The organism is Bradyrhizobium sp. 159, from assembly GCF_023073795.1.
GTDB lineage: Bacteria > Pseudomonadota > Alphaproteobacteria > Rhizobiales > Xanthobacteraceae > Bradyrhizobium.
In genome coordinates this window covers 60,182-85,571 of the sequence record NZ_JADPKE010000068.1, presented here as the reverse complement: position 1 = coordinate 85,571, position 25,390 = coordinate 60,182, and the positions used below count along the sequence as shown (strand labels likewise).

Sequence of the window (25,390 nt, the reverse complement as noted above, 5' to 3'; positions counted from 1 at the left end):
CGGCAATCTTCTTGCATTGCAAAGCAGGTGTCGGCCGCGTGGCGCCGGGATGCAACAAAGTGCATGTTTGGTGTCAAATCGCACTTGCCTCGGAACGATACTGCCATTACCCATTTTTCGGCCTTGAACAGGCAGGGGGAGCTCTTTCACTGATGGCGACCGTGTTCGAACATCGGCGTGACACTGCGTGCGCCTGAAAGAGTCTTGATGCTGCTCGTCGTCGAACAGTTCTTGAACGGATTGCAGTTCGGCCTGCTGCTGTTCCTGCTCGCCGCCGGCCTGACGCTGGTGTTCGGGATCATGGATCTCGTCAACCTCGCGCACGGCTCGCTCTACATGATGGGCGCCTATTTCGCCGCGACCTTCGCCGCGTGGACCGGCAGCTTCCTGCTCGGTGCGCTGATGGCGCTTGGCGCAACCCTCGTGCTCGGCATCGTGCTCGAGATGACTGCGCTGCGGCATCTCTACGGGCGAGACCATCTCGACCACGTGCTCGCGACCTTCGGCCTGATTCTGTTCTTCAACGAAGCCGTGCGGCTGATCTGGGGCCCGGCCGGCCTGGCGTTGCCGCTGCCGGCCTGGCTCACCGTGCCGGTCCCGATCCTGCCCGGCATTCATTATCCCGCCTATCGCCTCGCCATCATCGCGGTCGCGCTGCTGGTCGCGCTTTTGCTCTATCTCGGCGTGATGCGCACCCGCATCGGCATGCTGATCCGGGCCGGGGCCTCCAACCGCGAGATGATCGGCGCGCTCGGCATCAACATCAAGCTGCTCTACACGCTGGTTTTTGGCTTAGGTGCCGCGCTCGCAGGCCTTGCCGGTCTGATGCAGGCGCCGATCCTCACCGTGCAGATCGGCATGGGCGAGAACATCCTGATCCTCGCCTTCGTCATCATCGTGATCGGCGGCATTGGCTCGATCCGCGGCGCGTTCCTGGCCGCAATCTTCGTCGGCATGATCGACACGCTCGGCCGCGCTTTCCTGCCGAACCTGCTCCGGCAGGTGCTGAGCGGCGCCGCGGCCTCCACTGCCGCGCCCGCGCTGTCGTCCATGCTGATCTATCTCCTAATGGCGATCGTGCTGGTGGTGCGGCCGGAGGGGCTGTTTCCGGCCAATCGTCGATGAAGGCTTTCAGTGTGAGCAAAGCCGTGACGGCCCTGATGCTGGCGGGCCTCGTGCTGCTGCCGCTCTATTCGCACCTGACCGGCAACATCTTCATCCTGACGCTGTTCACCCGTATCATCATCTTGGCGCTGGCGGCGGCGAGCCTCAATCTCATCATGGGCTTCGGCGGCATGATGAGTTTTGGTCACGCTGCCTATCTCGGCATCGGCGGCTACGCAGTCGGGATGCTCGCGCAGGAGGGCGTCGGAAGCGGCTTCATCCAGTTTCCCGTCGCGCTTGCGGCCTCCGCGACTTACGCGCTGGTGATCGGCGCGCTCTCTTTGCGCACGCGCGGCGTCTATTTCATCATGATCACGCTGGCCTTCGCGCAGATGGCCTATTACGTCGCCTCGGGCCTGGCGCGCTACGGCGGCGACGACGGTCTCACCGTTTACAAGCGCAGCGACTTCTCCGGACTGATCAATCTCGGCGACCGCATGCAGTTCTATTATCTCTGCCTCGCCTGCCTGCTCGGTGTCATTTTCCTGATCTGGCGCATCGTCAATTCGCGCTTCGGCCTCGTCGTGCAGGGCCTGCGCTCCAACGAGCAGCGCATGCAGGCGATCGGCTTCGCCGCCAAGCGCTACCAGCTCGTCTGCTTCGTCATATCAGGCACCATGTGCGGCCTTGCCGGCGCGCTGCTCGCCAATAACACCGATTTCGTCAGTCCCGCCGTGATGTACTGGACCCGCTCCGGCGATCTCATGGTGATGGTGATCCTGGGGGGCATGGGCACGCTGTTCGGTCCGATCATGGGCGCGGTGGTGTTCCTGCTGCTGGAAGAGTTCTTGTCGCAGATCACCGAATATTGGGCGCTGATCATGGGCCCGCTCTTGCTGCTCATCGTCCTGTTCGGCCGCGGCGGCATCATGGGCGCGCTCGGGAGGGCTGGCCGTGGCTGAACCCCTGCTCCGCGTCGAAAAGCTGGTGCGCCGCTTCGGCGGCATCATCGCGACCGACAACGTCTCGCTCGAGGTCGCTAGCGGCGAGTTGCACGCCATTATCGGCCCGAACGGTGCCGGCAAGACCACGCTGATCAGCCAGCTCACGGGGCACCTCGAACCGCATTCCGGCAGCGTGTCGCTGGCGGGGCGGGACATCACCTATCTGCCGGCCTATCGCCGCTGCGCGCTGGGCCTCGCCCGTTCGTTCCAGATCACCTCGCTGCTGCTCGACTTCACCGCCGCCGATAATGTCGCCCTGGCAGCCCAAGCGCATGCCGGTACGTCGTTCCGCTTCTTCGCCAATGCGCGCAAGGAGAAGGGCCTGCGCGATGCCGCCCATGCAGCGCTCGATCGCGTCGGCCTGTTGCACCGCGCCGATGTCGTGGTGTCCAGGCTCAGCCATGGCGAGCGGCGCGAGCTCGAGCTCGCGGTTGCGCTCGCGAGCAAGCCGAAGCTCCTGCTGCTCGACGAGCCGATGGCAGGTCTCGGCGTCACCGAATCGCAGCGCATGGTGAAGTTGCTCCAGGAGCTGCGCAAAGAGGTCTCGATCGTGCTCGTCGAGCACGACATGCCGGCGGTGTTCGCGCTCGCCGACCGGATTTCGGTGCTGGTTTATGGCCGCGTCATCGCCTCCGGCGATCCGGCCGCGATCCGCCAGAACGAGGACGTCAAGCGCGCCTATCTCGGCGATCAGCATGTGGTGACGCATCATGGCTGACACGCTGCTGGACGTCGAGGGCATCGAGACCTGCTACGGCCTGTCCCAGGTGCTGTTCGGCCTGTCGCTGTCGATCAAACCGGGCGAGATGGTCTCGCTGATGGGCCGCAACGGCATGGGCAAGACCACCACCATCCGCTCCATCATGGGCCTGACGCCGGCGCGCGCAGGCAGCATCCGTTTCGCGGGCGTCGAGGTGCGGCAGCTTCCGTCATACCGGATCGCCCAGCTCGGCGTCGGCATCGTGCCGGAGGGACGTCAGATCTTCCCGAACCTCACCGTGCGCGAAAATCTCGTAGCCGCCGCCGCCGATCGTTTCGCTAGCCCCAATCCCTGGACGCTGGCCGCGATCTACGTGCTGTTTCCGCGCCTCGCCGAGCGTGCCTCCAACATGGGCAACCAGCTCTCCGGCGGAGAGCAGCAGATGCTCGCCATCGGGCGCGCACTGATGACCAACCCGAAGCTTCTGATTCTGGATGAAGCGACCGAAGGCCTCGCGCCGCTGATTCGCGAAGAGATCTGGAACTGCCTGTCGCTGCTCAAGAGCCGCGGACAGTCGATCCTGGTGGTCGACAAGAATGTCGATCACCTCGCCCGCATCTGCGACCGCCACTACATCATCGAGCGCGGCAAGACGGTCTGGAGCGGCACCTCCGACGAGCTGATGGCCGCGCCGGACCTTCAGCATAAATATTTAGGAATCTGAGGCCCCTAAGGAGCGCGACGTCCGCCCCAACTTCGCCCTTGCGAGCGCAGCGAGCAATCCAGGATCCTCGGCGGCAGTCTGGATTGCTTCGCTTCGCTGGCAATGGCGGTCGTGAGAGCTTGCCCTCACCAATAAATCCCGTGGCGATGCAGTTCGCGGATCACGCGCGCTTCGACGGAGGGCTGGCGTCGCTTCGCCTTGCTGCTGCCGGTCGTGCTGCTCGCGGGCGTGGCAGTCGACTGCGCGGCCGTTGCGGCGGTTGCAGCAGGTGGCGGCGTGGGCGTCGTCGTTGTGGCCTGAACGGCCGCGGGCCCTGCCGGGGCCTGGGTCGACTGCGGCGCGGCCGTCGCGGCGGGCTGCTCGGCCTGGCTCGCATCGGTTGCGGCGAGGCTCAGGCTTCGCGGGCCAGCAGCAAAGGCTTCTGTTGCAACCAGCAACAGGGCCGCGATCAGAATCAGCTTGCGCATGTAAGTGCCCATTTGGCCAATGCGTGTTACCTATTCGGTCCGATAGGGAAGTTAACGCGCTAGCCGATGCGTCCCGATCTCAATCAGCGTGGTCCGGCAGGAGAGGTGATAGATCAGGCTGAATAATTGGTCCCACATGATCGAACTCCGTTGTTCATCACGGCTAATCTAGACCCGGCGTCTTTCCGCCGGTTTTCGAGGGATGGGGAAAATGGCTTCGTCGGATGGCAGTCAGATGTCGTCGGAACAGGTGGGACGAAGTCGCCTCACGGAGGCGTGAGCTCCTCGATTAAAACATCTCGAAATATTCGCGGTGCTCCCAGTCGGTTACCTCAGACAGGAAGCGATCGATCTCGGCGTTCTTGATGTGGGTGTAATAGTCGGCGAACTCAGGCCCAAGCTTTTCGCGGAAGAACGGATCGTCCTTCAGCGCAGCGACGGCGTCGCGCAGCGATTTCGGCAAGAGCGGCGCCTTGGTCTCGTAGGGTGTGTCCGCCGACGGGCCTGGATCGAGCTTGCGGTCGACACCGTCGAGGCCGGAGAGAATCTGTGAGGCCATGTAGAGATAGGGATTGGCGGCGGGCTCGCCGATGCGATTCTCCAGGCGCGTCGCAGCATCGCCGGGCGTGCCGAGCACGCGGATCATCACGCCGCGATTGTCGCGGCCCCAGATCGCGCGGTCCGGTGCCAGCGAATAGGAGCGGTAGCGCTTGTAACCGTTGATGGTCGGCGTGGTGAACACGGTGGAGGCGCGGGCGTGGTCGAGCAGGCCGGCGAGGTACGCCTGGCCGAACGCGCTGAGCGGCTCGCTGTCCTTTGCCGTTTCCTTGGCCATGAACAGGTTCTCGCCATTTCCGCGCGAGACGATCGATTGGTGCAAGTGCCAGCCGCTCGCGAACACGTTCGGCAGTTTCGGCCGGCACATGAAGGTGGCGTGATAGCCATGCCGGCGCGCGATCTGCTTTATGGCAGAGCGGAACAGCACCATGTTGTCGGCGGGCTCCAGCCCCTTCTTCGGCGCGAAGGTGAACTCACACTGGCTGGGGCCGAACTCGACCTCGACCGAGCGCAAGGGCAAGCCGAGCGCGACGATGTCACGCCGCAAAATCTCCAGCACCGGTTCCATCTGGTCGAAGCGCTGCTCGGTGAGATATTGATAGCCGTGGCTGAGCAGGCTGACCGAGGGCGGCGTGCCGGGCTGGCCGGCGTCCTCGGGCCGCATATGCGCGTCGTCGAGCTTGAAGACGTGGAATTCGACCTCGAGCCCGGCGACGAAATCATGGCCGCGGCTTGCGAGGTCATCGAGAACCTTGCGATACAGCGCCCGCGTTGCGAACGGCACGGCGCGGCCATCGTTGAAATAGAGATCGCACAGCACCCAGCCTGTGGCGGGCGCCCACGGCAGCACGCGAAAAGTGCTGGGATCGGCGACCATCAGCACGTCGGCTGCGCCCTCCATCTCCTTCATGCCGAAGCCGCCGCCGGAGGTGAACACCGGAAACACCGTGCGATGCGAGGTGTCCTTGGCAAGCATCGTCGTGGTGATGGAGCAGCCGCTCTCCAGCGAGGCGAGAGCTTCAGCGGCGATGATGGTCTTTCCCCGCAAGATGCCGTGCTGGTCCGGGAAGGCGAGGCGGATGATCTCGAGGTTCTTTTCCTCGACGATGCGGCGCATGCGCGCCGCCGCGTCCCTCTGCTCATCCGACCACAGCGCATGGCGCGCGACGAAAGTCACTTTGCTACTCCTGAAGCCGTAAGGCGCGAGGCCGCTGCAACATACCCCGTCATTGCGAGCGCAGCGAAGCAATCCAGGGTCTTTCCGGAGAGGCAGTCTGGATTGCTTCGCTGCGCTCGCAATGACGAAGGAGGGCCCTGCATTCCGCGCTACTCCGCCGCCGTCAGCCGGTGCACGTTGTCGGCGATGTCCTTCGGCACCGGCGCGGTCCATGGCGCGTCGCGGCGGCGCTTGACGTCGACCTCCATCCAGTAGGTCTCCCAGCCCCGCGTCGGACCAATGCCGTCCATGGTCGCCGGTCCCTGGATGCTGCGCGCGTTGGCCTCGTCCAGGAACAGCATCGGCTTCTCGCCGCCCGTCACCTTCTCGATCTCCTGCCGCAGCAGGCGGCGATATTGCACGATCGCCTTGTCGCTCTGACCGAGATGCTCCTTGGTGCGGTCCTGGATCGCGCCCATCGATTCCACCGCCCACTGGTCGTGGACGTTGATGTCGGTGCCCATGCCGGTGTAGGTCGCGGTCTGCTGTTCGTGCGGATCGAAGCCGTAATCGTTGCTGCGGTTCTTGCGCGATTTGTAGTCGGGCAACTCATAGAGCTCGAGCCGCTGCTCGCGCATCTTCGCCTTGTCCACCGGGTTCGTGTAGCTGGTGAAGATCGCGTACCAATAGCAGTTCTCGTCATCGAGCGGCACGTGCCACTGCGTGATCGTCATCTCCGTGCTCATGGGGATGACGAAGCCGTGTGGGAAGAGCTGATTGGTGACGCGCACATGGGTGCGCTCCTCGTCGATCTCGCGCAGCGCGATCAGCCTGAGGCCGTATTCGGTATGCTCGACATTGATGATTGGACGGTCGTATTCGCGCAGGATCTTCGTCATCGGCAAGTCAGAGCCGGCGGAGGCACCGCGGAATTGCTTGCCGTAGGCGGTCGAGGTGTCCTCGTCCTCGAAGAAGCGGTGCAGATAGGAGGCGTGCGCGGGATCGATGCCGACCTCCAGCGCCTGGAGCCAGTTGCAGGCCATGTGGCCCTTGAAGGCGAACGTGTGCGTGCCGGGCGCAACAAAGCAGTCGAGCTCCGGGAAGGCCGGCGGCGCACCTTCGCCGAGATAAGCCCAGAGGATGCCGCTCTTCTCGACGACGGGATAAGAGCGCTGGCGAATGTTCTGACAGAGCTTGGAATCCTTCGGCTCGGCCGGCGTCTCGATGCACTGGCCGGTGGCGTCGAACAGCCAGCCATGGAAGGCGCAGCGCAGGCCGCTATGTTCGAGCCGACCAAAGGCGAGGTCGGCGCCGCGATGCGCGCAATGGCGGTCGATCAGGCCGTACCGTCCGGTCTCGTCGCGAAACAGCACCAGGCTCTCGCCGAGCAGTTTTACGGGACGGATCGGCCGCGCACCCTCTAGCTCGTCCACCAGCGCCGCCGGCTGCCAGTAACTCCGCATCAGTCTGCCGCAGGGGTCCTTGGGCCCGGTGCGGGTGATCAGGTCGTTCTGCTCCTGGCTCATCATGGCGCGTACATCCTTGTGCAGGGAGTTTGTTCGCCTATTGAACGAATGGGCGAATTATGACATGCCTTGGCGCGGCAGCAAGCACTATTTTGCAGGATCATCTGAAGCCATGCCCAAGGTAAAGCGGAGCGAGAGCGAGGAGCGCGCGACGGATTTCGTCGAGAGCCTTGATCGCGGTTTACGGCTGCTCCAGTGCTTCGGCACTACAGCCGGCCCGATGACGCTGAGCGATCTTGCCCGCGCCGCCGATCTGCCCCGCGCCACCGCGCGGCGCATGCTGTTCACGCTTCAGCGCGGCGGCTTCGCTTCCGGTGACGGAAAGCTGTTCTCGCTGACGCCTCATGTGCTGACGCTGGCAGCGTCCTATCTGCGCTCGAACCAGCTCGTCGTGGTCCTTCAGCCGGTCCTTGATCGCATCGCGACCGCCGCGCAGGAGATCTCGTCGCTCGCGGTGCTCGATGGCGATGACGTCGTATTCATCGCGCGCGGAAGCCCTGCGCGCGTTTTCTCCGGCGGTCTCGAGATCGGCTACCGCCTTCCGGCCTTCTGCACCTCTGTCGGTCGCGCAATGCTCGGCCAGTTCGATGATGCCGATCTTGCAGCGCGACTGAAGACCATGAAGCGCGAGGCGCTGACGCCGCAGACGGAGGTTGATTCAAAAGCGCTGCTAGCGCGCATCACTGCCGACCGCGCGCAGGGCTATTCACTGGTCGACCGCGAGGCGGAGCCGCATTTCCGCTCGATCTCGGTTCCCGTCCGGCGCTATGACGGCGTGATCGTCGCCGCCATCAACATGGGGGCTCACGTCGACCGCGTGCCGGCACAGGAGCTGCTCGACCGTTTCCTGCCGCTGTTGCGCGAGGGCGCGGAATTGGTGCGCTCGCAGCTTCTGTAGCTGCATTCCCGTCGCCTCGAAACCGGTGCTATAATGAGGGCAAGCACAAGAGAACAGGGAGGACGCCATGCACCATACCATGGTTCCCAGCGATCGCGTGGAGCACGTCGCCGTGTACGGACGCGACGGGACGAAGCTCGGCACGATCGAGCGACTGATGCTGGACAAGATGAGCGGAATGGTCGCCTATGCCGTGATCAAGACTGGCGGGCTGCTCGGCACCCGTCACCATTACCCTCTCCAGTGGAGCGCGCTGAAATACGATCCAAGCCGGCAGGCGTTCCAGACCGAGTTGACGCTGGACGAGCTCAGCAGCGGCCCATGCGAGTTCGACGACGATGCGTTCGACTGGGGCGACCGCTCGCGGTCCTACCCGCATCCGCATTACTGGTCGGTCTAGCCGCGTCGCAGCTCGTGTGGGCGGGCTAAAGGTCGGCAGCACCACGCCCGATCAATTCCGGTTGCGCATCCAGTCGGCGAGACCGGACAGCGCCTTGGCGAGGTCCTGCCGCGCGTTCGTGTCACTGACCGTCTCCTCCAGCGCGCCGCGCATGCAGGCCATCCATGCGTCGCGCTCGGCATCACCGATCGCAAAGCCGATGTGGCGCTGGCGCAGCCGCGGATGGCCTTTCTCGACGGAGTAGAGCCGCGGGCCGCCGGTCCATTCGGTCAGATAGCGCTTCAGCACGTCCCTGATCAGACCGAGGTCGGCCGCATGCATCGCGCGGATGACTTTCGCTTCCGGCAGCGTGTCCATGCGCTCGTAGAAGCGATCGACCAGCCGCTCGATCGTGGCACTGCCGCCGATCCGCTCGAACATGGAGATTGCGACGTCGCTATCGGTCATCGGTCTTCGCTTGCTGTTGGGCTGGGATATAGTGAAATTGGAGGGTGTAGATGCAGCGAGGAAGGGATTCTACAGCGCGAGGCTGCGCAGGCCGAAGCTGCGCGCTTCGTTCTGCAGCACCGGGCGGACCGCGTCGATCAGCCGTGCGGCCGCGGCATCGACGGACAGGCCCGCGGTGTCCACCACCGCGGTGGCGCGCGAATACAGCGGTTCGCGGCTGAGCAGGATGTTGCGCAGCTCGGCCATCGCCGAGCGATCGTCCGCCATCGGACGCAGATCGCCCTGGCGGCGGACGCGGGCCATGTGCTCCTCCGGCTCGGCCTTCAGCCAGATCGTATAGAACGACGACAGGATCTGGTCGAAGGTCAGGGGCTCGGAGACGATGCCGCCGCCGGTCGCCAGCACCATCAGCTCGTTGCGCGCGAGCAGCTGCTGCAGCGCCGCCTGCTCCATGCGGCGAAAGCCTTCCTGGCCGTACAGCGCAATGATCTCGGCGACCGAGAGCCCGTTCTGCTGCTCGACCTCCTTGTTGAGCTCGACAAAACTCCAGCCGATCTTCTTCGCCAGCATCCGACCAAGTGTGGATTTGCCGGCGCCGCGTAGGCCGATCAGCGCAATGCCGCAGAACGGCGCGCGCCGCGGTGCAGACGCGCTGCCGCCGGCGAGCAGATCCTTGGCCTGTGCAATCTGCGCCGGTGTCGCCTTGCGCAGGAGATCGCGGAACATCTGCCAGTCTGGCGTTGGATCGGCGCTAGGAAGCAGGTCTTCGAGATGTGCACCCATCGCGTCGGAGACGCGTCGGAGCAGCACGATCGAGACATTGCCCTTGCCGCTCTCGAGTTGCGCGATGTAGCGCTCCGAAATCCCTGATACTTTGGCGAGCACTTTGCGCGACATGCCGCGCAGCGCGCGCATGGTGCGCACGCGCTGGCCGAGCTGTTCGAGAAATCGGGATTCGGCGTCGGGACTTTCGATCATGAGTCTTCTTTAGCGGATGTCCTGCGGCGCATTTTAATGAAACATAATGCCTGCTGGCATTGACAGCAAGCCGCCACAGTGTCTTTCTATGAATTATAATTCTAAATTGGGGAGACGTCCGTGAGCGAGGGATCCTACAACGCGGTGACCTGGCTGCTCGACCGTAACGTCGAAGAGGGCAGGGGAGGCAAGCCTGTCTTCGACGACACCGTCTCGCGGCTCACCTATGGCGAACTGCAGCACCAGACGCGCCGCGCCGCCAACATGCTGCGCCGGCTCGGCATCCGTCGCGAGGAGCGCGTGGCGATGATCATGTTGGATACGGTCGACTTCCCGATCGTGTTCCTCGGCGCGATCCGCGCCGGCATCGTGCCGGTGCCGCTCAACACGCTGCTGACCGCGGACCAATACGCCTACATTCTCGCCGATTGCCGCGCCCGCGTGCTGTTCGTGTCTGAGGCGCTCTATCCCGTCATCAAGGACGTCGTCGGCCGCATGCCCAATCTCGAGCACGTTGTGGTCTCCGGCGACAAGCAGAATGGCCACAGGCAGCTCGCCGAGGAGCTCGCGGGCGAGAGCGACCAGTTCACCACGGCGGCGACGCATCCGGACGAGCCGGCGTTCTGGCTCTATTCGTCGGGCTCCACCGGCATGCCCAAGGGCGTGCGCCATCTGCATTCGAACTTGCAGGCGACCGCGGATACCTACGCCAAGCAGGTGCTCGGCATCCGCGAGAGCGACGTCTGCCTGTCCGCCGCAAAGCTGTTCTTCGCCTATGGCCTCGGCAATGCGCTGACCTTCCCGATGTCGGTCGGCGCCAGCGTGATCCTGAACAGCGAGCGGCCGACGCCGGCACGCATGTTCGACCTGATGAACCGCTACAATCCTTCGATCTTCTACGGCGTGCCGACGCTGTTCGCGGCCATGCTCAACGATGAGTCGATGAAGAACGAGCGCGGCGGCAAGGCGTTGCGCATCTGCACCTCGGCCGGCGAGGCGCTGCCGGAATCCGTTGGTCGTAGCTGGAAGGCGCGCTTCGGCGTCGACATTATTGACGGTGTCGGCTCGACCGAGTTGCTCCACATCTTCCTGTCGAACGCGCCCGGCGACATCAAGTACGGCTCCTCCGGCAAGCCGGTGCCGGGCTATGCAGTGCGGCTCGTCAACGAGGCCGGCGAGGACGTCGCCGATGGCGAGATCGGCGAGCTCCTGGTCGATGCGCCCTCCGCTGGCGAGGGTTACTGGAATCAACGCCATAAGAGCCGCCGCACTTTTGAAGGCCCGTGGACCCGCACCGGCGACAAATATGTCAGGGATGCCGACGGCCGCTATACCTTCTGCGGCCGTGCCGACGACATGTTCAAGGTCTCCGGCATCTGGGTCTCCCCCTTCGAGGTCGAGAGCGCACTGATCACACACCCCGCCGTGCTGGAAGCCGCTGTCGTGCCCGAGGCCGATCCGGAAGGGCTGTTGAAGCCAAAAGCCTTCGTCGTGCTGCGTCCGGGTGCGAAGACGACGGACTTGCAGGAGATGCTGAAGGAGCACGTCAAGCAGAAGATCGGCCCGTGGAAATATCCGCGCTGGATCGACGTGGTGGATTCGCTGCCGAAGACGGCGACCGGGAAGATTCAGCGGTTCAAGTTGCGGGAGGGGGCGAATTGAGCGGGCCTATGCGACGTGCGACTCGCGCGCGCGGCAAACTCCGCTGCGCTCCCTCCCCCCTTGTGGGGGGAGGGCGGGGGAGAGGGGTAGCCAAGCAATCGGTCATTGTCGTCGCGCAACGATGTTCTTCGTCACACCGGGAGTTCCCGTGTGGCACCCCTCTCCCTAGCCCTCCCCCACAAGGGGGAGGGAACGACCGAGCGAGCCGCGCGTGATTGCGTCCCACGCTCGATACGACGAGAGAGAAGAGTAACACCATGACCAACCTCACCCCCACCGGTTTCCTCAGCATCGATGGCGCCTGCCTCGAATACAAATGGCTCGCGCCGCAAGCTGCAGACGCGCCCAGCATCGTCATGCTGCATGAAGGCCTCGGCTCGCTCGCGCAGTGGGGCGACTTCCCGGACAAGCTTCAGCAAGCCACAGGCGCCGGCATCTTCGTCTATTCGCGCGCAGGCTACGGCCAGTCGAGCAAGGTCGCGCTGCCGCGGCCGCTCGATTACATGCAGCGCGAGGCGCTCGACGTGCTGCCGAAGCTGCTCGACATGATCGGCTTCAAGCGCGGCCTCCTGCTCGGCCATTCCGACGGCGCCTCGATCGCGACGATCTATGCCGGCGCGCATCAGGATCATCGCCTGAGCGGCCTCGTGCTGATCGCGCCGCATTTCATCGTCGAGGACGTCTCGGTGAAATCCATCGCCGCGATCAAGACGGCCTTCGAGACCACGGACCTTAGGGCCAAGCTCGCGCGCTGGCATCAGGACGTCGACAACGCGTTCTACGGCTGGAACGGCGCCTGGCTCGATCCAAAATTCCGCGACTGGGACATCTCGGAATACCTCGCCTATATCCGCGTTCCCGTCATGGTCCTGCAGGGCGTGGACGACCAATACGGCACTCTGCGTCAGGTCGAGATCGCGCAGGAGGAGTGCTACTGCCCGGTCGATCTGAAAATCATTTCAGGTGCGGGGCATTCCCCGCATCGAGAGGCGCCGGCGGCGACGCTCGAGGCGATCGCGCAATTCGCGAAAGCGGCCCTGCGCGACGATCGAGGCCTGCAAGGACGCGCCGCATGATGGCGGCGGCGTGACAGGTCCGAGACCGCGTAGGACCGCAGCGGGCTCGTAATATCAAGGCAGTCTTGGCCGGCATCGGCATGAAACAAAGTGCATGACGCGGCAGTTAATGGCTAGACGCATCCAAAAAGATGCATTATTGTGCATCTAACGCTACGGCGAAAATGCATAATCAAGCTTAGGGTGTGACCCATGGCCGGGGAAGATCGGCGCCTCGCAGGCGGCGCGACGTTCATCGATTTCCAGACAGACCCGTCCCGCTACCGGCATTGGAAGCTCGCGGTCGATGGCGACGTCGCGACGCTGATCATGGACGTCGACGAGAATGGCGGTCTGTTCGAAGGCTATCTTCTCAAGCTCAACTCCTACGATCTCGGTGTCGACATCGAGCTCGCGGATGCGATCCAGCGGCTGCGCTTCGAGCATCCCGAGGTGAAGGTCGTCGTGATGCGCTCGGCCAAAAACCGCGTGTTCTGCGCCGGCGCCAACATCCGCATGCTCGCCGGCTCCACCCACGCTCACAAGGTCAATTTCTGCAAGTTCACCAACGAGACCCGCAATGGCATGGAGGACTCCTCGGAGAATTCCGGCCAGCGCTTCATCACCGTGGTGAACGGCTCGGCGGCCGGCGGCGGCTATGAGCTCGCGCTTGCGACCGACTACATCATCCTCGCCGATGACGGTTCGTCTGCCGTTGCCTTGCCCGAAGTGCCTTTGCTCGCCGTGCTGCCCGGCACCGGCGGACTGACCCGCGTCGTCGACAAGCGAAAAGTGCGCCGCGACCACGCTGATTTCTTCTGCACCATCGAGGAGGGCGTGAAGGGCAAGCGCGCCGTGCAATGGCGCCTCGTCGATGAGATCGCGCCGAACTCAAAGCTGGAGGCGAAGATCGCCGAGCGTGCCAAGGAATTCGCGGCCGCCTCGAAGCGCAAGGGGAGCGGCAAGGGCGTCGCGCTGACGCCGCTCAAGCGCCTGATCGACGAGACCAGCATCCGCTACGGCTTCGTCACGGTCGACATCGATCGCACCGCGCGCATCGCTACCATCTCCATCAAGGCGCCGGAAGCGGCGCCGCCGGCCGACATTGACGGCATGATGGCGCAAGGGGCTTCGTTCTGGCCGCTCCAGGCCGCGCGCGAGCTCGACGACGCCATCCTGCATCTGCGCATCAACGAGCTCGAGATCGCCATGCTGGTGTTCAAGAGCCATGGTGACCGCGCTCATGTGCTTGCCAGCGACGCCTTCCTCGAAGCCAACAAGGCGCACTGGCTGGTCAATGAACTCAGGCACTACTGGAAGCGAGTCCTCAAGCGCATCGACGTCACCTCGCGCACGCTGGTGACGCTGGTCGAGCCCGGCTCCTGCTTCGCCGGCACGCTCGCCGAGCTCGTGTTCGCTGCCGACCGCTCCTACATGCTGATCGGCACGCGCCAGGGCGACAACCGCCCGCCGCCGTCGATCGAATTGTCCGCGATGAATTTCGGCCCGTATCCGATGAGCCATGGGCTGACGCGGCTTCAATCGCGCTTCCAGGCTGATCCGTCCGATGTCGAGCGCGCGGAGGCGACGCTTGGCACCGCGCTCGACGCCGAGCAGGCGGAAGAACTCGGCCTCGTCACCTTCGCGCTCGACGACATCGATTGGGACGACGAGGTCCGCGTGTTCCTCGAGGAGCGCGCCAGTTTCTCGCCCGACAGCCTCACCGGCATGGAAGCGAGCCTGCGCTTTGTCGGTCCCGAGACGATGGAATCAAAAATTTTCGCGCGCCTCACCGCGTGGCAGAACTGGATCTTCCAGCGCCCCAACGCTGTCGGCGAGGAAGGCGCGCTGCGCCGCTACGGCAGCGGTCAGAAGCCGAAATTCGATATGACGCGGGTGTGACAACTTTCGTGTCCCGGGCGCGCTGCGGCACGAAGTGACGCTGCGCAGAACCGGGACCCCGCTGGACCAGACAATGGGTCCCGGCTCTGCAGCGCACCGCTTCGCGTTGCGCAGCGTCCGGGAAACGAGACAGACCAAGGAGCACGGCCATGAACATGAATATCATGAACGTCGACTACTCGACCAAGATCCCGAACAACGTCAATCTCGCCGAAGACCGCCAGGTGCTCAAAGCGCTGGAAGGCTGGCATCCCGGCTACATGGACTGGTGGAACGACATGGGGCCAGAAGGCTTCCAGGAATCGCTGGTGTACTTGCGCACCGCTTATTCGGTCGATCCGCGAGGCTGGGCCAAGTTCGACTATGTCCGCATGCCCGAATATCGCTGGGGCATTTTGCTTGCGCCGCAAGAAGAGAACCGCGTCGTGCCCTTCGGCGAGCATTACGGCGAGCCGGCCTGGCAGGAAGTCCCGGGCGAGCATCGCGCCATGCTGCGCCGCCTGATCGTGATCCAGGGCGACACCGAGCCCGCCTCGGTCGAGCAGCAGCGCCATCTCGGCAAGACCGCGCCGTCGCTCTATGACATGCGCAATCTGTTCCAGGTCAATGTCGAGGAAGGCCGTCACCTCTGGGCGATGGTGTATCTGCTCCAGAAATATTTTGGCCGCGACGGCCGCGAAGAAGCCGATGATTTGCTGCGCCGCCGCTCGGGCGATGCCGATGCGCCGCGCATGCTGGGCGCCTTCAACGAGGCGACACCGGACTGGCTGTCCTTCTTCATGTTCACCTATTTCACCGACCGTGATGGCAAGATGCAGCTGCATTCGCTGGCGCAGTCGGGCTTCGATCCGCTGTCGCGCACCTGCCGCTTCATGCTCACGGAAGAGGCGCATCACATGTTCGTCGGCGAGACCGGCATCACCCGCGTCGTGCAGCGCACCTGCGATGCCATGCGCGAAGCCGCTATCACCGACCCCACCGACATCGCAAGAGTCCGCGCACTAGGGGTGATCGACCTGCCGACCATCCAGAAGAAGCTGAATCTGCACTACACGCTGTCGCTCGACCTGTTCGGCTCGGAAGTGTCGACCAATGCGGCCAATGCCTTCAACGCCGGCATCAAGGGCCGCTACCACGAGACCCAGATCGAGGACGATCACCAGCTCAAGAACGCCACCTATCCGGTGCTCAAGTTCATCAACGGCGAGATCAAGCTGGTCGATGAGCCGGCGCTGACCGCGCTCAACATGCGCCTGCGCGACGATTACAGCCAAGACTGCGTCAAGGGCATGCTACGCTGGAACAAGGTGATCTCGACCGCAGGCTACGACTACAAGCTGACGCTGCCAAATGTCGCCTTTCATCGCCACATCGGCGAGTTCAAGGATATCCATGCTACGCCCGACGGCATCCTGATCGACGAGGCGACCTGGGCCAAGCGCAAGGACGAATGGCTGCCGTCGGCAAGCGACGGCGACTTCATCACCTCCTTGATGCAGCCCGTCACCGAAACCGGCAAGTTCGCCTCCTGGATTGCGCCGCCAAAGGTCGGCATCGACAACAAGCCCGGCGATTTCGAGTATGTGAAGATCGAGTCGTAAGCGTCGGGCCTGAGGCTCGCGCAACACAAACGGTGTCATCACCCGCGAAAGCGGGTGATCCAGCATTCCAGAGGTAGTCCTGGCTTTGCCGAGAAGCCGCGGCGTACTGGATGCCCCGCCTTCGCTGGGCATGACGGCGCGCGTGAGGCGAAAGCATCGAACCCCCGCAACCCCTCAGCTATCCCATCCGCTCCCCTTGATCCCCGGATTCGCATAGACGATGCCGCCGTCGACGGCGATGGTCGCGCCCACGACGTAATCCCCCGCGCGCGAGGCGAGATAGATCGCGGCGCCCGCCATGTCCTCGTCAGTGCCGATGCGCCCCGCGGGCACCCGCGTTGCGACCTCGTCGCCATGGTCGCGCGCGGCGCGGTTCATGTCGGACTGGAACGGCCCCGGCGCGATCGCCGTGACCACGACGTGGTCGGAGATCAGCTTCACCGCCATGCGCCGGGTCAGATGGATCAGTCCGGCCTTGCTCGCGGCATAGGAATAGGTCTCCATCGGATTGACGAAGATGCCGTCGATCGAGGCGATGTTGATCACCTTCGCCGGCCGTTCGGCGGAGGCTGCCGCGCGCAAGGGGCCGGCCAGCGCCTTGGTCAGGAAGAACGGCGCCTTGACGTTGAGGTCCATCACTTTGTCCCAGCCGCTCTCCGGAAACTCGTCGAAATCCGCACCCCAGGCCGCGCCCGCATTGTTGACGAGGATGTCGAGCTTCGGCTCCAGCTTGATGATCTCGGAGGCCAGCCTGTCGCAGCCTTCGACCGTCGAGATGTCAATCGGCAGCGCGATGCATTCGCCGCCATATCGCGCGGAGAGCTCCTTGGCGGTCTGCTCGCACGGCCCTGCCTTGCGCGCGGTGATGTAGACCTTCGCAGCACCTGCACTGAGAAAGCCCGCCGCGATCATCTTGCCGATGCCGCGCGAGCCACCGGTCACGAGCGCAACGCGGCTTTTGAGCGAAAACAGATCGTTGAACATGGTGCCTCCGTTCGGTTGTCACGCGTTGTGGGCGCGGCCGGGAGGGGAGTCAATCTTGTCGTCTCGGAGCGCCTGGGCGCATTGATCCACTCGGTGTCGTCCCGGCTAGGGCCCATGGGCCGCCGTCCGGACGACCGATGCGGTTGATGCTAAGCCGCCGCAATCCTGCGAAAGCCGTTCCACATCGCGGTCGCGGCGCCCGAGGTCAGCACCGGCAGAATTCGTGTGTCCTGGTAGTTGCCGTTGAGCGAAACGCGCGGCAGCGCGGTCATATGGCCGGCGTTTTCGGCGAACAGCATGCCGGGCCGCGTGGTCACCGCCGTCTTGAACCCGGCTGCCGCAGCGAGCGCGAATTCACGCGCGCCCGCCGCTTCACGGTCGCCATAGGGATAGGCGAAGTGCTGCACGGGACGGCCGAGGGCCTGCTCGATCCGCGCGCGGCTCGCCGCCATCTCGTGCGCGGCGATCCCCTCCGCCTGTTTAGCGAGATTGCAATGGCTGATGCTGTGTGCGCCGATCGTGACCAGGGGATCGGCGGCCAATGTCTTCACCTCGTCCCACGACAGGCAGAGGCTGCGGCACAGCGCTTCCATGTCGACGCCGTAATTCGTGCAGAGGCCTTCGATCTCGCGCTTGAGATCGTGTTCGCCCGGTAGCGCGCGCAGCCAGTCGTGCAAACGGTCGAATGCCGCCTGCTTGGCGGCGGGCGTCGTCGCATCGAGCCGCAGCGTGGAATGGCCGATTTTCACGTCGATCTGCTCGGCCTTGGCGATCACCGCTTCCAGCGCCGTCCACCACAGACGTCCGGTGCCCTCGGCGAAATCGCTCGCGACATAGACCGCGAGAGGCGCGTCAAATTCGCGCAGCACCGGCAGCGCATGATCGAGATTGTCGCGATAGCCGTCGTCGAGGGTGAAGGCGGCGAAGCGGCGATCGAACCGGCCATGCACCAGCCGCTCATGCAGCTGGTCCATGCCGATGATGTCGATGTCGCGCGCGCGCAGATGGCACAGCGTGGCGCGCAGGAATTCGGGCGTGACCTCGAGATGACGGTTCGGCTGGAATGCGGCCTCGCGGGCCGGCCGCACATGGTGCAGCATGAAAATGGCACCGACGCCCGACAAAAGCGGGCGCAACAGATGGTGCGCCCCGCTGAAATAGAGTGCTTCCAGCCCGGCGCGGATGACGTTGTTACGCAGTTGCTTCATGGCCGGCTGGCGGACTCTGGCATTCCGCCTTCAACTTACGGGAGAACCCTTGAACAAAAAGTTATTCCAATTGTCGACGCCGGGCCTCCAGAAGGGCACCATTTCCGGTTTGACAGCCTGCCAAGGGTTTGTTTTGTCTCCGGTTCCAGAGTTCGGGTCGTCGAATGCAGAAGCTTTTCAGGTGGGCCAGCAAATGGTGGCCAGGGCTGATCCCCCTTGTCGTCATGTGGGGATTTGCGGCCTGGAATAACACGTTGCCGGTCGAGGCGGACCTGTCGGCCCGCAGCGCGGCGGCGCTCAAGGATACCGTTCTGGACAAGACCCGGATCGCGGTCGACGGCCGCGACGTCAGCCTGGCGGCGGATGCGTTCTCCGAGGAAGGACGCCGCGATGCCGTGACGGCGGTCGAAGCCGTCCCCGGTGTGCGGCTGGTCGACGACCGGACCCGCCTTGTTCCCGAGGCCAAACCCTTCGTCTGGAATGCCGAACGTGACGTGGTGCGGGTGACCCTGTCGGGCTCCGCGCCGCTGCCCTCGATGCGGGCGCGTCTGACCGAGGCGGCGCGCAAGGAAGTCGCCGGCGTCGAGGTGACCGATCAGATGGGCTTGGCGCGCGGTGCGCCGCCACGGTTCGAGGCCGCCGCGACATTGCTGCTCGATCAGATTGGCAAGCTCAAGGACGGCAAGATCACGATAACCGACACCAAGGTCAATCTGTCGGGCATGGCGCGCGAACTCGGTGGTCGCGAGGCGATTGCGGCCGCACTGAAAAACCTGCCGGAGGGTTTTTCGATCGCCGCCAACGACGTCAAGGCGCCGCCCTACATCTTCCAGGCCTACAAGGATCCGGTGGCCGCGACGCTGACGCTGACAGGCTATGTCCCGGACAGCAATGTGCACGCGGCGATCGCAACCAGCGCCTCGCGAAAGTTCTTCAACGAGAAGGTCGTGGACAATCTCAAGGCCAGCATCGGGGCGCCCGGCTCGTTCAACACCGCCATTGTCGCAGCGCTCGGCGCGCTGTCGCGGCTGTCCACCGGCACGCTCGTGGTCACGGATCGCGAGGTGAAGCTGTCGGGCGATGCACTCTATGAAGGTGCCGCCAGTGACATCCGCGCAGGGCCGGGCAAGGACTTCCCGAAGAACTGGCAATACAAGCCGGAGATTACGGTGAAGCCTGCGGCAGGCCCCGTCGACGGCACCGTGTGCCAGCAATTGTTCTCGGATCTCCTGGCCAAGGGCAAGATCCGCTTCACGGCGAAGCGCGCCGATATCGATCCGGATTCCGCCGGCATTCTCGACCATCTGATCGAGACGGCGTTGCGCTGTCCCACCGCCAATATCGAGGTCGCCGGGCATACCGACGCCGACGGCGAGGATTCCTTCAACCTGGCTCTCTCGGAGAAGCGCGCGCAGGCGGTGATCGATTATCTGGTCAAGGCCGGCCTGCCCGCCAGCCGCTTCACTGCGGTCGGCCACGGCAGCACGCAGCCCCTCGCCGGCAACGACACCGACGACGGCAAGGCGCAGAACCGCCGCATCGAATTTCTGGTGAGGTGATGATGCCCTATCTGGCTTCGTTCCATATGGGTTGGCTGGTCGGCTCGCTGCTGCTGGGCTTTTGCATGGGCTGGATCTCCGTGGTCCAGCGTGGCAACGGCACCTCGAAGGTGACCGCGCGGTGGCTCGCCGCGCTTGCCGCCGCCATGGTCGCGGCGTCGTTTGCGCACGTGGTCCCCGGCCGCTTCGGCTATTGGCTCGACCTTGGCCTGATCATGTTCGCGTGTTATCTCGTGGGTTGCACCATCGGTGCCTGGCTGCGCGACCGGGTAGTCTCGCGAAGCACGCCGCCAGCAGTGTGAAGCCTGAAGCTCTGACTGATCGGCGGAGCTTGCCTCTTTCATTACGATAACACATTGATCAAACAAGTATATTGCCGAAACGGGAGGTCTGGTTGACAATAATACGTACGTGCGTATTATCGCTTAATGCCAAAGCCCTCGCTCAAAGACGCCATCCTCGACGCCGGCCTCAAAGTCATGTTCCGGACCGGCTATCACGGTACCAGCGTACGTGACGTCACCGCTGCGGCGGGCGCCCCGCAGGGGTCCTTCACCAATCATTTTCGTTCCAAGGAGGCGTTCGCCTCCGAGGTGCTCGACCGCTACTTCGCCATCACCAGGGGATTGGTCGCGGAAGCCCTCGACGACACCTCGCTGACGCCGCGGGCTCGGCTCAGGCGCTATCTCGACATCATCACCGGTCGGCTCGAGGCCGACGGCTATGGTCGCGGCTGCCTGATCGGGGACCTCAGTCTCGAAGCGGCCGGCAGCAGCGAGATGCTGCGCACCCGTCTTGCCGAAATTTTTGCCGAGTGGCGCATGCCCTTCGCGGCCTGCATCGCCGGGGCACAGACGCGCGGCGAAATCGCGTCCGATTTCGAGGCCGAGGAGCTTGCCGACTTCCTGCTTGCGTCCTGGCAGGGGGCGATCCTGCGCATGAAGGTCGACCGCAATCCGGACGCGCTCGAACGTTTCAAGACTATCGCATTTCAAACTGTGTTCAGGGAGCCAACATGAGCAAGCCAGTCAACATGGAAATGCGCACCGCGTCCGTGCTTGGGAGCACGATGGCTTACCGCGCGACAGGAGGGCGCGATCAGCCGGTCGCGTTGTTCTTGCACGGCAATCCCACCTCCTCGCACATCTGGCGCAACATCCTGCCGCTGGTGGCGCCGGTCGCGCATTGCATCGCGCCCGACCTCATCGGCTTCGGCGAGTCCGGCAAGCCCGACATCGCCTACCGCTTCGTTGATCACGCCGGCTACCTTGATGCGTTGATTGAACAGCTCGGCTTGTCCTCGGCTTATCTCGTTGCCCAGGATTGGGGCACTGCGCTCGCATTTCATCTCGCCGCGCGCCGTCCGACCTTCGTGCGCGGCCTCGCCTTCATGGAGTTCATCCGACCGATGCCGAGCTGGCAGGATTTTCACCAGACCGACGCGGCGCGCCAGACCTTCCGCAAGTTCAGGACGCAGGGCGAGGGCGAGGCGATGGTTCTGGAGGCGAATGCCTTCGTTGAGCGCGTGCTGCCCGGCGGCATCATGCGCACGCTGAGCGAGGAGGAGATGGCGCCCTATCGCGCGCCGTTTCCGACGCGGGAGAGCCGCCGTCCCGTCCTCGCCTTCCCCCGTGAGCTGCCGATCGCAGGCGAGCCAGCCGATGTCTACGCAGCGCTGCAATCGGCGCATGCATCGCTCGCCGAAGCGTCATATCCAAAGCTGCTGTTTGCAGGCGAGCCGGGTGCGCTCGTCGCTCCGGAATTTGCCGAGACGTTCGCTGCCTCGCTCAAGCACTGCGCGCTTGTCCGTCTCGGGCCGGGCCTGCACTATCTTCAGGAGGATCACGCGGAAGCGATTGGCCGCTCCGTCGCCGGCTGGATCGCCGGCATCGAAGCGGTGCGTCCGCAACTCGCGGCCTGAAGGAGGACGAGATGTCTGCCGTGACCATCATTTGTTGCCGCCCGTGCGGATACGAGAAGCGCGCCAGAGACGTGGCTGCGGCGCTCCGCCGGCAACTGGCGCTGGAGTCGGACCTCGTCCCCGGCAAGGGCAAGATCTTCCAGATCAGGCTCGGCGACCGGATCGTCGCCAGCCGCAGCAAGGGGCACTTTCCCGGCGCCGATGATATCGTCGCGGCCGCGCGGCACTGACGCGGGGAGGGCTTTGCCAATGTCGATTGCCTGGACCGACGATCTCGCCGCCGTGGATTGGCACGAGCTTTCCGAGCTCTATCGCATCGCGCCGCTCGGCCACAAGACGCCGACCGATCTTGCGCTCGTGTTCGGCAACAGCATGTTTCGCACCTTTGCTTGTGACGAGGGGCGGCTGATCGGTGCCGGGCGCGTGCTGGCCGACGGTCGCGACTGCGCCTATCTCTGCGATGTTGCCGTGCACCCTGATCGTCAGGGACAGGGCCTTGGCCGCGAGATCATCGAGCGCTTGCTTGTGCGATGCCGGACCCACCGGAAAATCATCCTCTACGCGGTCCCCGGCAAAGAGGGTTTTTACGAACGTCTGGGTTTCCGGCGGATGACCACGGCCATGGCGATTTTCGAGGATCAGGCCGGTGCCCATCGCCGCGGCTATGTAACCGCGCCTTGAGTCCATTCTGCGCCCAGCACCCTTCCGGCGCATTCGAATCCGTGAACAATGTCCGGGTCGGCCCCTCTTTCAACAGGCCGGCGTGCCCCATAGATTGACGTCGGCTTAAGCCGTGACGGAACATTGTGCGGTTGAAATCATCAAAACTTCATGGCGTCTGCGCAGGATTGCCAAGGAGATTCGCATTAAGCCTTGCCGCCGAAGGCGCCAAACCTTGCATCAGGAGCCCCCAACCTGCCTAAAACATTGAAGGCACGTGTTTTTGTTCGAATTGGCGAATTCCACTTCGTCCGAAAACGCGCTAGTGGAGGGGCAGGGGGCATGCGCGATGCCGGAGCCGGTTCGTCGAGTGCCCGTGCGTCGTCCGCCTGTCCGCCGGCCACCCTGGCCGCTGAAGCGTTGTTCGAGGTCTAGATGCTGGAAGCCATCCGCAGAGCGACGACGTTTCTGCGCCAGAAGCAAGTCCTGCATAAGCTTGGAGTTGTGATCAGCGTCGCGGTCATCGGCATCGCTTGCTATGTGCTTTACCACATGCTGCGAGGCATCGATCGCAACGAGGTCATCGAGGCAATCAAAAGTACCGAGCCGAGCCAGATTGCGATGGCTGCGCTGTTCGTGGCTGCGGGCTATTTCACCCTGACCTTCTACGACCTGTTCGCCACGCGTGCGATCGGGCACGCCCATGTGCCCTACCGGATCAACGCGCTTGCCGCCTTCACCAGCTATTCGATCGGCCACAATGTCGGCGCCAGCGTCTTCACTGGCGGTGCGGTGCGCTACCGCATCTATTCGGCCTATGGGCTGAACGCGATCGACGTCGCCAAGATCTGCTTCCTCGCCGGCCTGACCTTCTGGCTCGGCAATGCCGCCGTGCTCGGCCTCGGCATCTCCTACCATCCGGAGGCCGCCGCCGCGATCGACCAACTGCCGGCCTGGCTGAACCGGACGCTGGCGCTGATGATCATCGTGGGGCTGGTCGCTTATGTGGTATGGGTCTGGACCCAGCCGCGGGTGGTCGGCCGGGGGCCTTGGACCGTAGTGCTGCCGGGCGGCCCGCTGACGCTGCTCCAGATCGCGATCGGCATTGTCGATCTCGGTTTCTGCGCGCTCGCGATGTACGTGCTGGTCCCGGACGAGCCCAATCTCGGCTTCGTCGTGGTCGCAGTGATCTTCGTCTCGGCGACACTGCTCGGCTTTGCCAGCCATTCACCCGGAGGTCTTGGCGTGTTCGACGCCGCCATGCTGGTCGGCCTCTGGCAGATGGACCGGGAGGAGCTTCTGGGTGGAATGCTCCTGTTCCGCGTCCTCTATTATCTGTCCCCCTTCGTCATATCTGTAATCTTGCTGACGTTTCGGGAAGTTATAATCGGCGCACGTTCGAAGCGCTTGCAGCAGGCGGCGCTCAAGCTCGATCCCGGTCCGGCGCGTGAGGCCGCCTATGTGAGAGAGCGCAGCGACAGCGGCGCCTGACCGACGCAGGCCTTTTAGGAGAAGCCCTCCCCGATGGCGATCGACGCCCCATCTTCTCCCTCCAGCCAGCCCTGGTCCGACCGGCTGCGACACTCGACCATCGTGCTGATCGCCGCGGCGCTGGCGCTGTCCGTCGTGGTTTCGCTCGGCGAATTGTCGGTGCTGCACGCTGCCACCGTATTCCTCTGCATTGCAGCCGCGGCGCTGATTCCCTGGCGCCTGCACGATCCCGCCGCCTCGCGCGACGACGTCAGGCGCATCAATCCGGTCGAGAGCGCGGCGGTGGCCGCGGTCGTTGCCGGCATGCCGGATCCTGCGGTGCTGCTCGACCGCGCCGGCCGCGTCATCCACCTCAATGCCGCCGCCGCCCAGCTCGCGCCGGCGCTGCGCAGGAACGAGCTTGCCCAGTTCGCGTTGCGCTCGCCGGAGATTATCACGGCCTTGCGCGAGGCGATCGCGACCACCGAGCCGCGGCGCGCGACCTATCTCGATCATGTTCCGGTCGATCGCTGGATGGAGCTCATGATCACGCCGGTGCCGGTGCCGACCACCTTCGGCGGCGCCGACAAGTGCATGCTGATGACCTTCCACGACCAGACGCCGCTGCGGCGGGTCGAGGAGATGCGGGCCGATTTCGTCGCCAATGCCAGCCACGAGCTGCGCACTCCGCTCGCCGCACTGTCGGGCTTCATCGACACACTCCAGGGCCAGGCCAAGGACGATCCAAAAGCGCGCGAGCGCTTCCTCGGCATCATGCACAACCAGGCCACCCGCATGGCGCGCCTGATCGACGATTTGCTGTCGCTGTCGCGGGTCGAATTGTCGGCCCATGTCCGCCCCGACACCCTGGTCGATCTCTTGCCGATCATCCGCCAGGTCGCGGACGGGCTCGAACCGCTGGCGCGGGAGCGCCAGGTCGATGTCGAGACCCATCTGCCGGAAGCCGCCGTGATGATCGCGGGCGACCGCGAGGAGCTGCTCCGCCTGTTCGAGAACCTGATCGAGAACGCGCTCAAATACGGCGCATCGGGCGGACGCGTCATTGTGTCGCTGACCTCAAGCGCGGTCACTGATGGGGCTCAGGAAATCCGCGTCATGGTCCGGGATTTCGGCCCCGGCATCGCACCGGAGCACCTGCCCCGGCTGACGGAGCGCTTCTACCGGGTCGACGTCGGCGACAGCCGCGCGCAGGGCGGAACCGGGCTCGGATTATCGCTGGTGAAACATATTCTTAACCGTCATCGCGGCCGGCTTCTGATCGAAAGCGTCCCCCGGCAGGGCGCCACTTTTACCGCCTGTTTTCCCCAGACGAGGACTTCGGCTGCGACCTGAAAATCAAGCGATTCCAATTGCTTGAGGGTGTCATCCAGCTGTCACGAAACCTT

25 protein-coding genes are annotated in these 25,390 nt (G+C 64.2%); 18 read left to right on the top strand and 7 right to left on the bottom strand.

Features of this window, described 5'->3' with window-relative positions:
- Positions 1-207: 207 nt before the first annotated feature.
- The 4 genes from IVA96_RS19205 to IVA96_RS19190 are packed head-to-tail and all read left to right on the top strand — an operon-like array spanning position 208 to position 3,532.
- Positions 208-1,125: a branched-chain amino acid ABC transporter permease gene (locus IVA96_RS19205; RefSeq protein ID WP_247281857.1), complete on the top strand. Its 918-nt coding sequence runs from the start codon at positions 208-210 to the stop codon at positions 1,123-1,125.
- Positions 1,122-2,066, top strand: coding sequence for a branched-chain amino acid ABC transporter permease (locus tag IVA96_RS19200; RefSeq protein WP_247281856.1), 945 nt, complete (start codon positions 1,122-1,124; stop codon positions 2,064-2,066). The genes IVA96_RS19205 and IVA96_RS19200 overlap by 4 nt, the downstream gene beginning before the upstream one ends.
- A complete protein-coding gene (locus tag IVA96_RS19195; RefSeq protein ID WP_247281855.1) occupies positions 2,059-2,826 on the top strand; it encodes an ABC transporter ATP-binding protein in 768 nt (255 codons plus the stop codon). The genes IVA96_RS19200 and IVA96_RS19195 overlap by 8 nt, the downstream gene beginning before the upstream one ends.
- A complete protein-coding gene (locus tag IVA96_RS19190) occupies positions 2,819-3,532 on the top strand; it encodes an ABC transporter ATP-binding protein (protein ID WP_247418674.1) in 714 nt (237 codons plus the stop codon). Before IVA96_RS19195 ends, IVA96_RS19190 begins: the two co-directional genes overlap by 8 nt.
- A 125-nt stretch (positions 3,533-3,657) precedes the next feature.
- On the opposite strand, the gene IVA96_RS19185 is transcribed toward IVA96_RS19190, so the two are convergent.
- From IVA96_RS19185 to IVA96_RS19175, 3 genes are all read right to left on the bottom strand, one after another.
- Positions 3,658-3,999 (bottom strand): hypothetical protein, encoded by a 342-nt coding sequence (locus IVA96_RS19185; protein WP_247281853.1) that lies wholly within the window; start codon positions 3,997-3,999, stop codon positions 3,658-3,660.
- Positions 4,000-4,288: 289 nt separating this feature from the next.
- Complete coding sequence (locus IVA96_RS19180) at positions 4,289-5,734, bottom strand: glutamine synthetase family protein (protein ID WP_247281852.1); 1,446 nt, start codon at positions 5,732-5,734, stop codon at positions 4,289-4,291.
- Positions 5,735-5,883: 149 nt separating this feature from the next.
- The gene (locus IVA96_RS19175) at positions 5,884-7,242 is read right to left on the bottom strand and encodes an aromatic ring-hydroxylating dioxygenase subunit alpha (protein ID WP_247418673.1); all 1,359 of its coding nucleotides are present in this window, start codon (positions 7,240-7,242) and stop codon (positions 5,884-5,886) included.
- 109 nt (positions 7,243-7,351) lie between these two features.
- Here IVA96_RS19175 and IVA96_RS19170 point away from each other — a divergent pair, with 109 nt between their 5' ends.
- A complete protein-coding gene (locus IVA96_RS19170; RefSeq protein ID WP_247281850.1) occupies positions 7,352-8,137 on the top strand; it encodes an IclR family transcriptional regulator C-terminal domain-containing protein in 786 nt (261 codons plus the stop codon).
- Between the two features lie 67 nt (positions 8,138-8,204).
- The gene (locus IVA96_RS19165) at positions 8,205-8,537 is read left to right on the top strand and encodes a PRC-barrel domain-containing protein (RefSeq protein ID WP_247281849.1); all 333 of its coding nucleotides are present in this window, start codon (positions 8,205-8,207) and stop codon (positions 8,535-8,537) included.
- Positions 8,538-8,588: 51 nt separating this feature from the next.
- Here the strand turns inward: IVA96_RS19165 and IVA96_RS19160 are convergent, their stop codons facing one another.
- Together IVA96_RS19160 and IVA96_RS19155 are read right to left on the bottom strand one after the other, a co-directional pair.
- On the bottom strand, positions 8,589-8,984 hold the full coding sequence (locus tag IVA96_RS19160; protein ID WP_247281848.1) for a group II truncated hemoglobin: 396 nt from the start codon (positions 8,982-8,984) through the stop codon (positions 8,589-8,591).
- 69 nt (positions 8,985-9,053) lie between these two features.
- Complete coding sequence (locus IVA96_RS19155) at positions 9,054-9,962, bottom strand: helix-turn-helix transcriptional regulator (RefSeq protein WP_247418663.1); 909 nt, start codon at positions 9,960-9,962, stop codon at positions 9,054-9,056.
- A 120-nt stretch (positions 9,963-10,082) separates the two neighbouring features.
- On the opposite strand from IVA96_RS19155, the gene IVA96_RS19150 reads away from it, so the two are divergent.
- From IVA96_RS19150 to boxB, 4 genes are all read left to right on the top strand, one after another.
- Entirely contained in the window at positions 10,083-11,624 is a 1,542-nt protein-coding gene (locus tag IVA96_RS19150; RefSeq protein WP_247281846.1) for a benzoate-CoA ligase family protein, read from the top strand.
- A gap of 257 nt (positions 11,625-11,881) precedes the next feature.
- Positions 11,882-12,700: an alpha/beta hydrolase gene (locus tag IVA96_RS19145; RefSeq protein ID WP_247281845.1), complete on the top strand. Its 819-nt coding sequence runs from the start codon at positions 11,882-11,884 to the stop codon at positions 12,698-12,700.
- 192 nt (positions 12,701-12,892) lie between these two features.
- On the top strand, positions 12,893-14,581 hold the full coding sequence (gene boxC, locus IVA96_RS19140) for a 2,3-epoxybenzoyl-CoA dihydrolase (RefSeq protein ID WP_247281844.1): 1,689 nt from the start codon (positions 12,893-12,895) through the stop codon (positions 14,579-14,581).
- A gap of 149 nt (positions 14,582-14,730) precedes the next feature.
- On the top strand, positions 14,731-16,182 hold the full coding sequence (gene boxB / locus IVA96_RS19135; RefSeq protein ID WP_247281843.1) for a benzoyl-CoA 2,3-epoxidase subunit BoxB: 1,452 nt from the start codon (positions 14,731-14,733) through the stop codon (positions 16,180-16,182).
- A 174-nt stretch (positions 16,183-16,356) separates the two neighbouring features.
- Here the strand turns inward: boxB and IVA96_RS19130 are convergent, their stop codons facing one another.
- Positions 16,357-17,166: an SDR family oxidoreductase gene (locus tag IVA96_RS19130; RefSeq protein WP_247418660.1), complete on the bottom strand. Its 810-nt coding sequence runs from the start codon at positions 17,164-17,166 to the stop codon at positions 16,357-16,359.
- A gap of 149 nt (positions 17,167-17,315) precedes the next feature.
- Positions 17,316-18,374, bottom strand: a complete 1,059-nt coding sequence (locus tag IVA96_RS19125) for a polysaccharide deacetylase family protein (RefSeq protein ID WP_247281841.1) — start codon at positions 18,372-18,374, stop codon at positions 17,316-17,318.
- A 164-nt stretch (positions 18,375-18,538) separates the two neighbouring features.
- On the opposite strand from IVA96_RS19125, the gene IVA96_RS19120 reads away from it, so the two are divergent.
- The 8 genes from IVA96_RS19120 (at position 18,539) to IVA96_RS19085 (ending at position 25,337) form a co-directional block, all read left to right on the top strand.
- Positions 18,539-19,933 carry an OmpA family protein gene (locus IVA96_RS19120; RefSeq protein ID WP_247281840.1) on the top strand — a complete coding sequence of 465 codons (1,395 nt, stop codon included), beginning with the start codon at positions 18,539-18,541 and terminating at the stop codon, positions 19,931-19,933.
- Between the two features lie 2 nt (positions 19,934-19,935).
- On the top strand, positions 19,936-20,235 hold the full coding sequence (locus IVA96_RS19115; protein WP_247282049.1) for a hypothetical protein: 300 nt from the start codon (positions 19,936-19,938) through the stop codon (positions 20,233-20,235).
- Positions 20,236-20,361: 126 nt separating this feature from the next.
- Complete coding sequence (locus tag IVA96_RS19110) at positions 20,362-20,952, top strand: TetR/AcrR family transcriptional regulator (protein ID WP_247281839.1); 591 nt, start codon at positions 20,362-20,364, stop codon at positions 20,950-20,952.
- Complete coding sequence (locus tag IVA96_RS19105; RefSeq protein WP_247281838.1) at positions 20,949-21,854, top strand: haloalkane dehalogenase; 906 nt, start codon at positions 20,949-20,951, stop codon at positions 21,852-21,854. The genes IVA96_RS19110 and IVA96_RS19105 overlap by 4 nt, the downstream gene beginning before the upstream one ends.
- A gap of 11 nt (positions 21,855-21,865) precedes the next feature.
- Entirely contained in the window at positions 21,866-22,084 is a 219-nt protein-coding gene (locus IVA96_RS19100) for an Rdx family protein (RefSeq protein WP_247281837.1), read from the top strand.
- Positions 22,085-22,103: 19 nt separating this feature from the next.
- A complete protein-coding gene (locus IVA96_RS19095; RefSeq protein WP_247281836.1) occupies positions 22,104-22,535 on the top strand; it encodes a GNAT family N-acetyltransferase in 432 nt (143 codons plus the stop codon).
- Positions 22,536-22,949: 414 nt separating this feature from the next.
- Positions 22,950-24,005, top strand: coding sequence for a lysylphosphatidylglycerol synthase domain-containing protein (locus IVA96_RS19090; RefSeq protein ID WP_247281835.1), 1,056 nt, complete (start codon positions 22,950-22,952; stop codon positions 24,003-24,005).
- A gap of 33 nt (positions 24,006-24,038) precedes the next feature.
- Positions 24,039-25,337, top strand: coding sequence for an ATP-binding protein (locus IVA96_RS19085; RefSeq protein WP_247281834.1), 1,299 nt, complete (start codon positions 24,039-24,041; stop codon positions 25,335-25,337).
- The last annotated feature ends 53 nt before the right edge of the window (positions 25,338-25,390 follow it).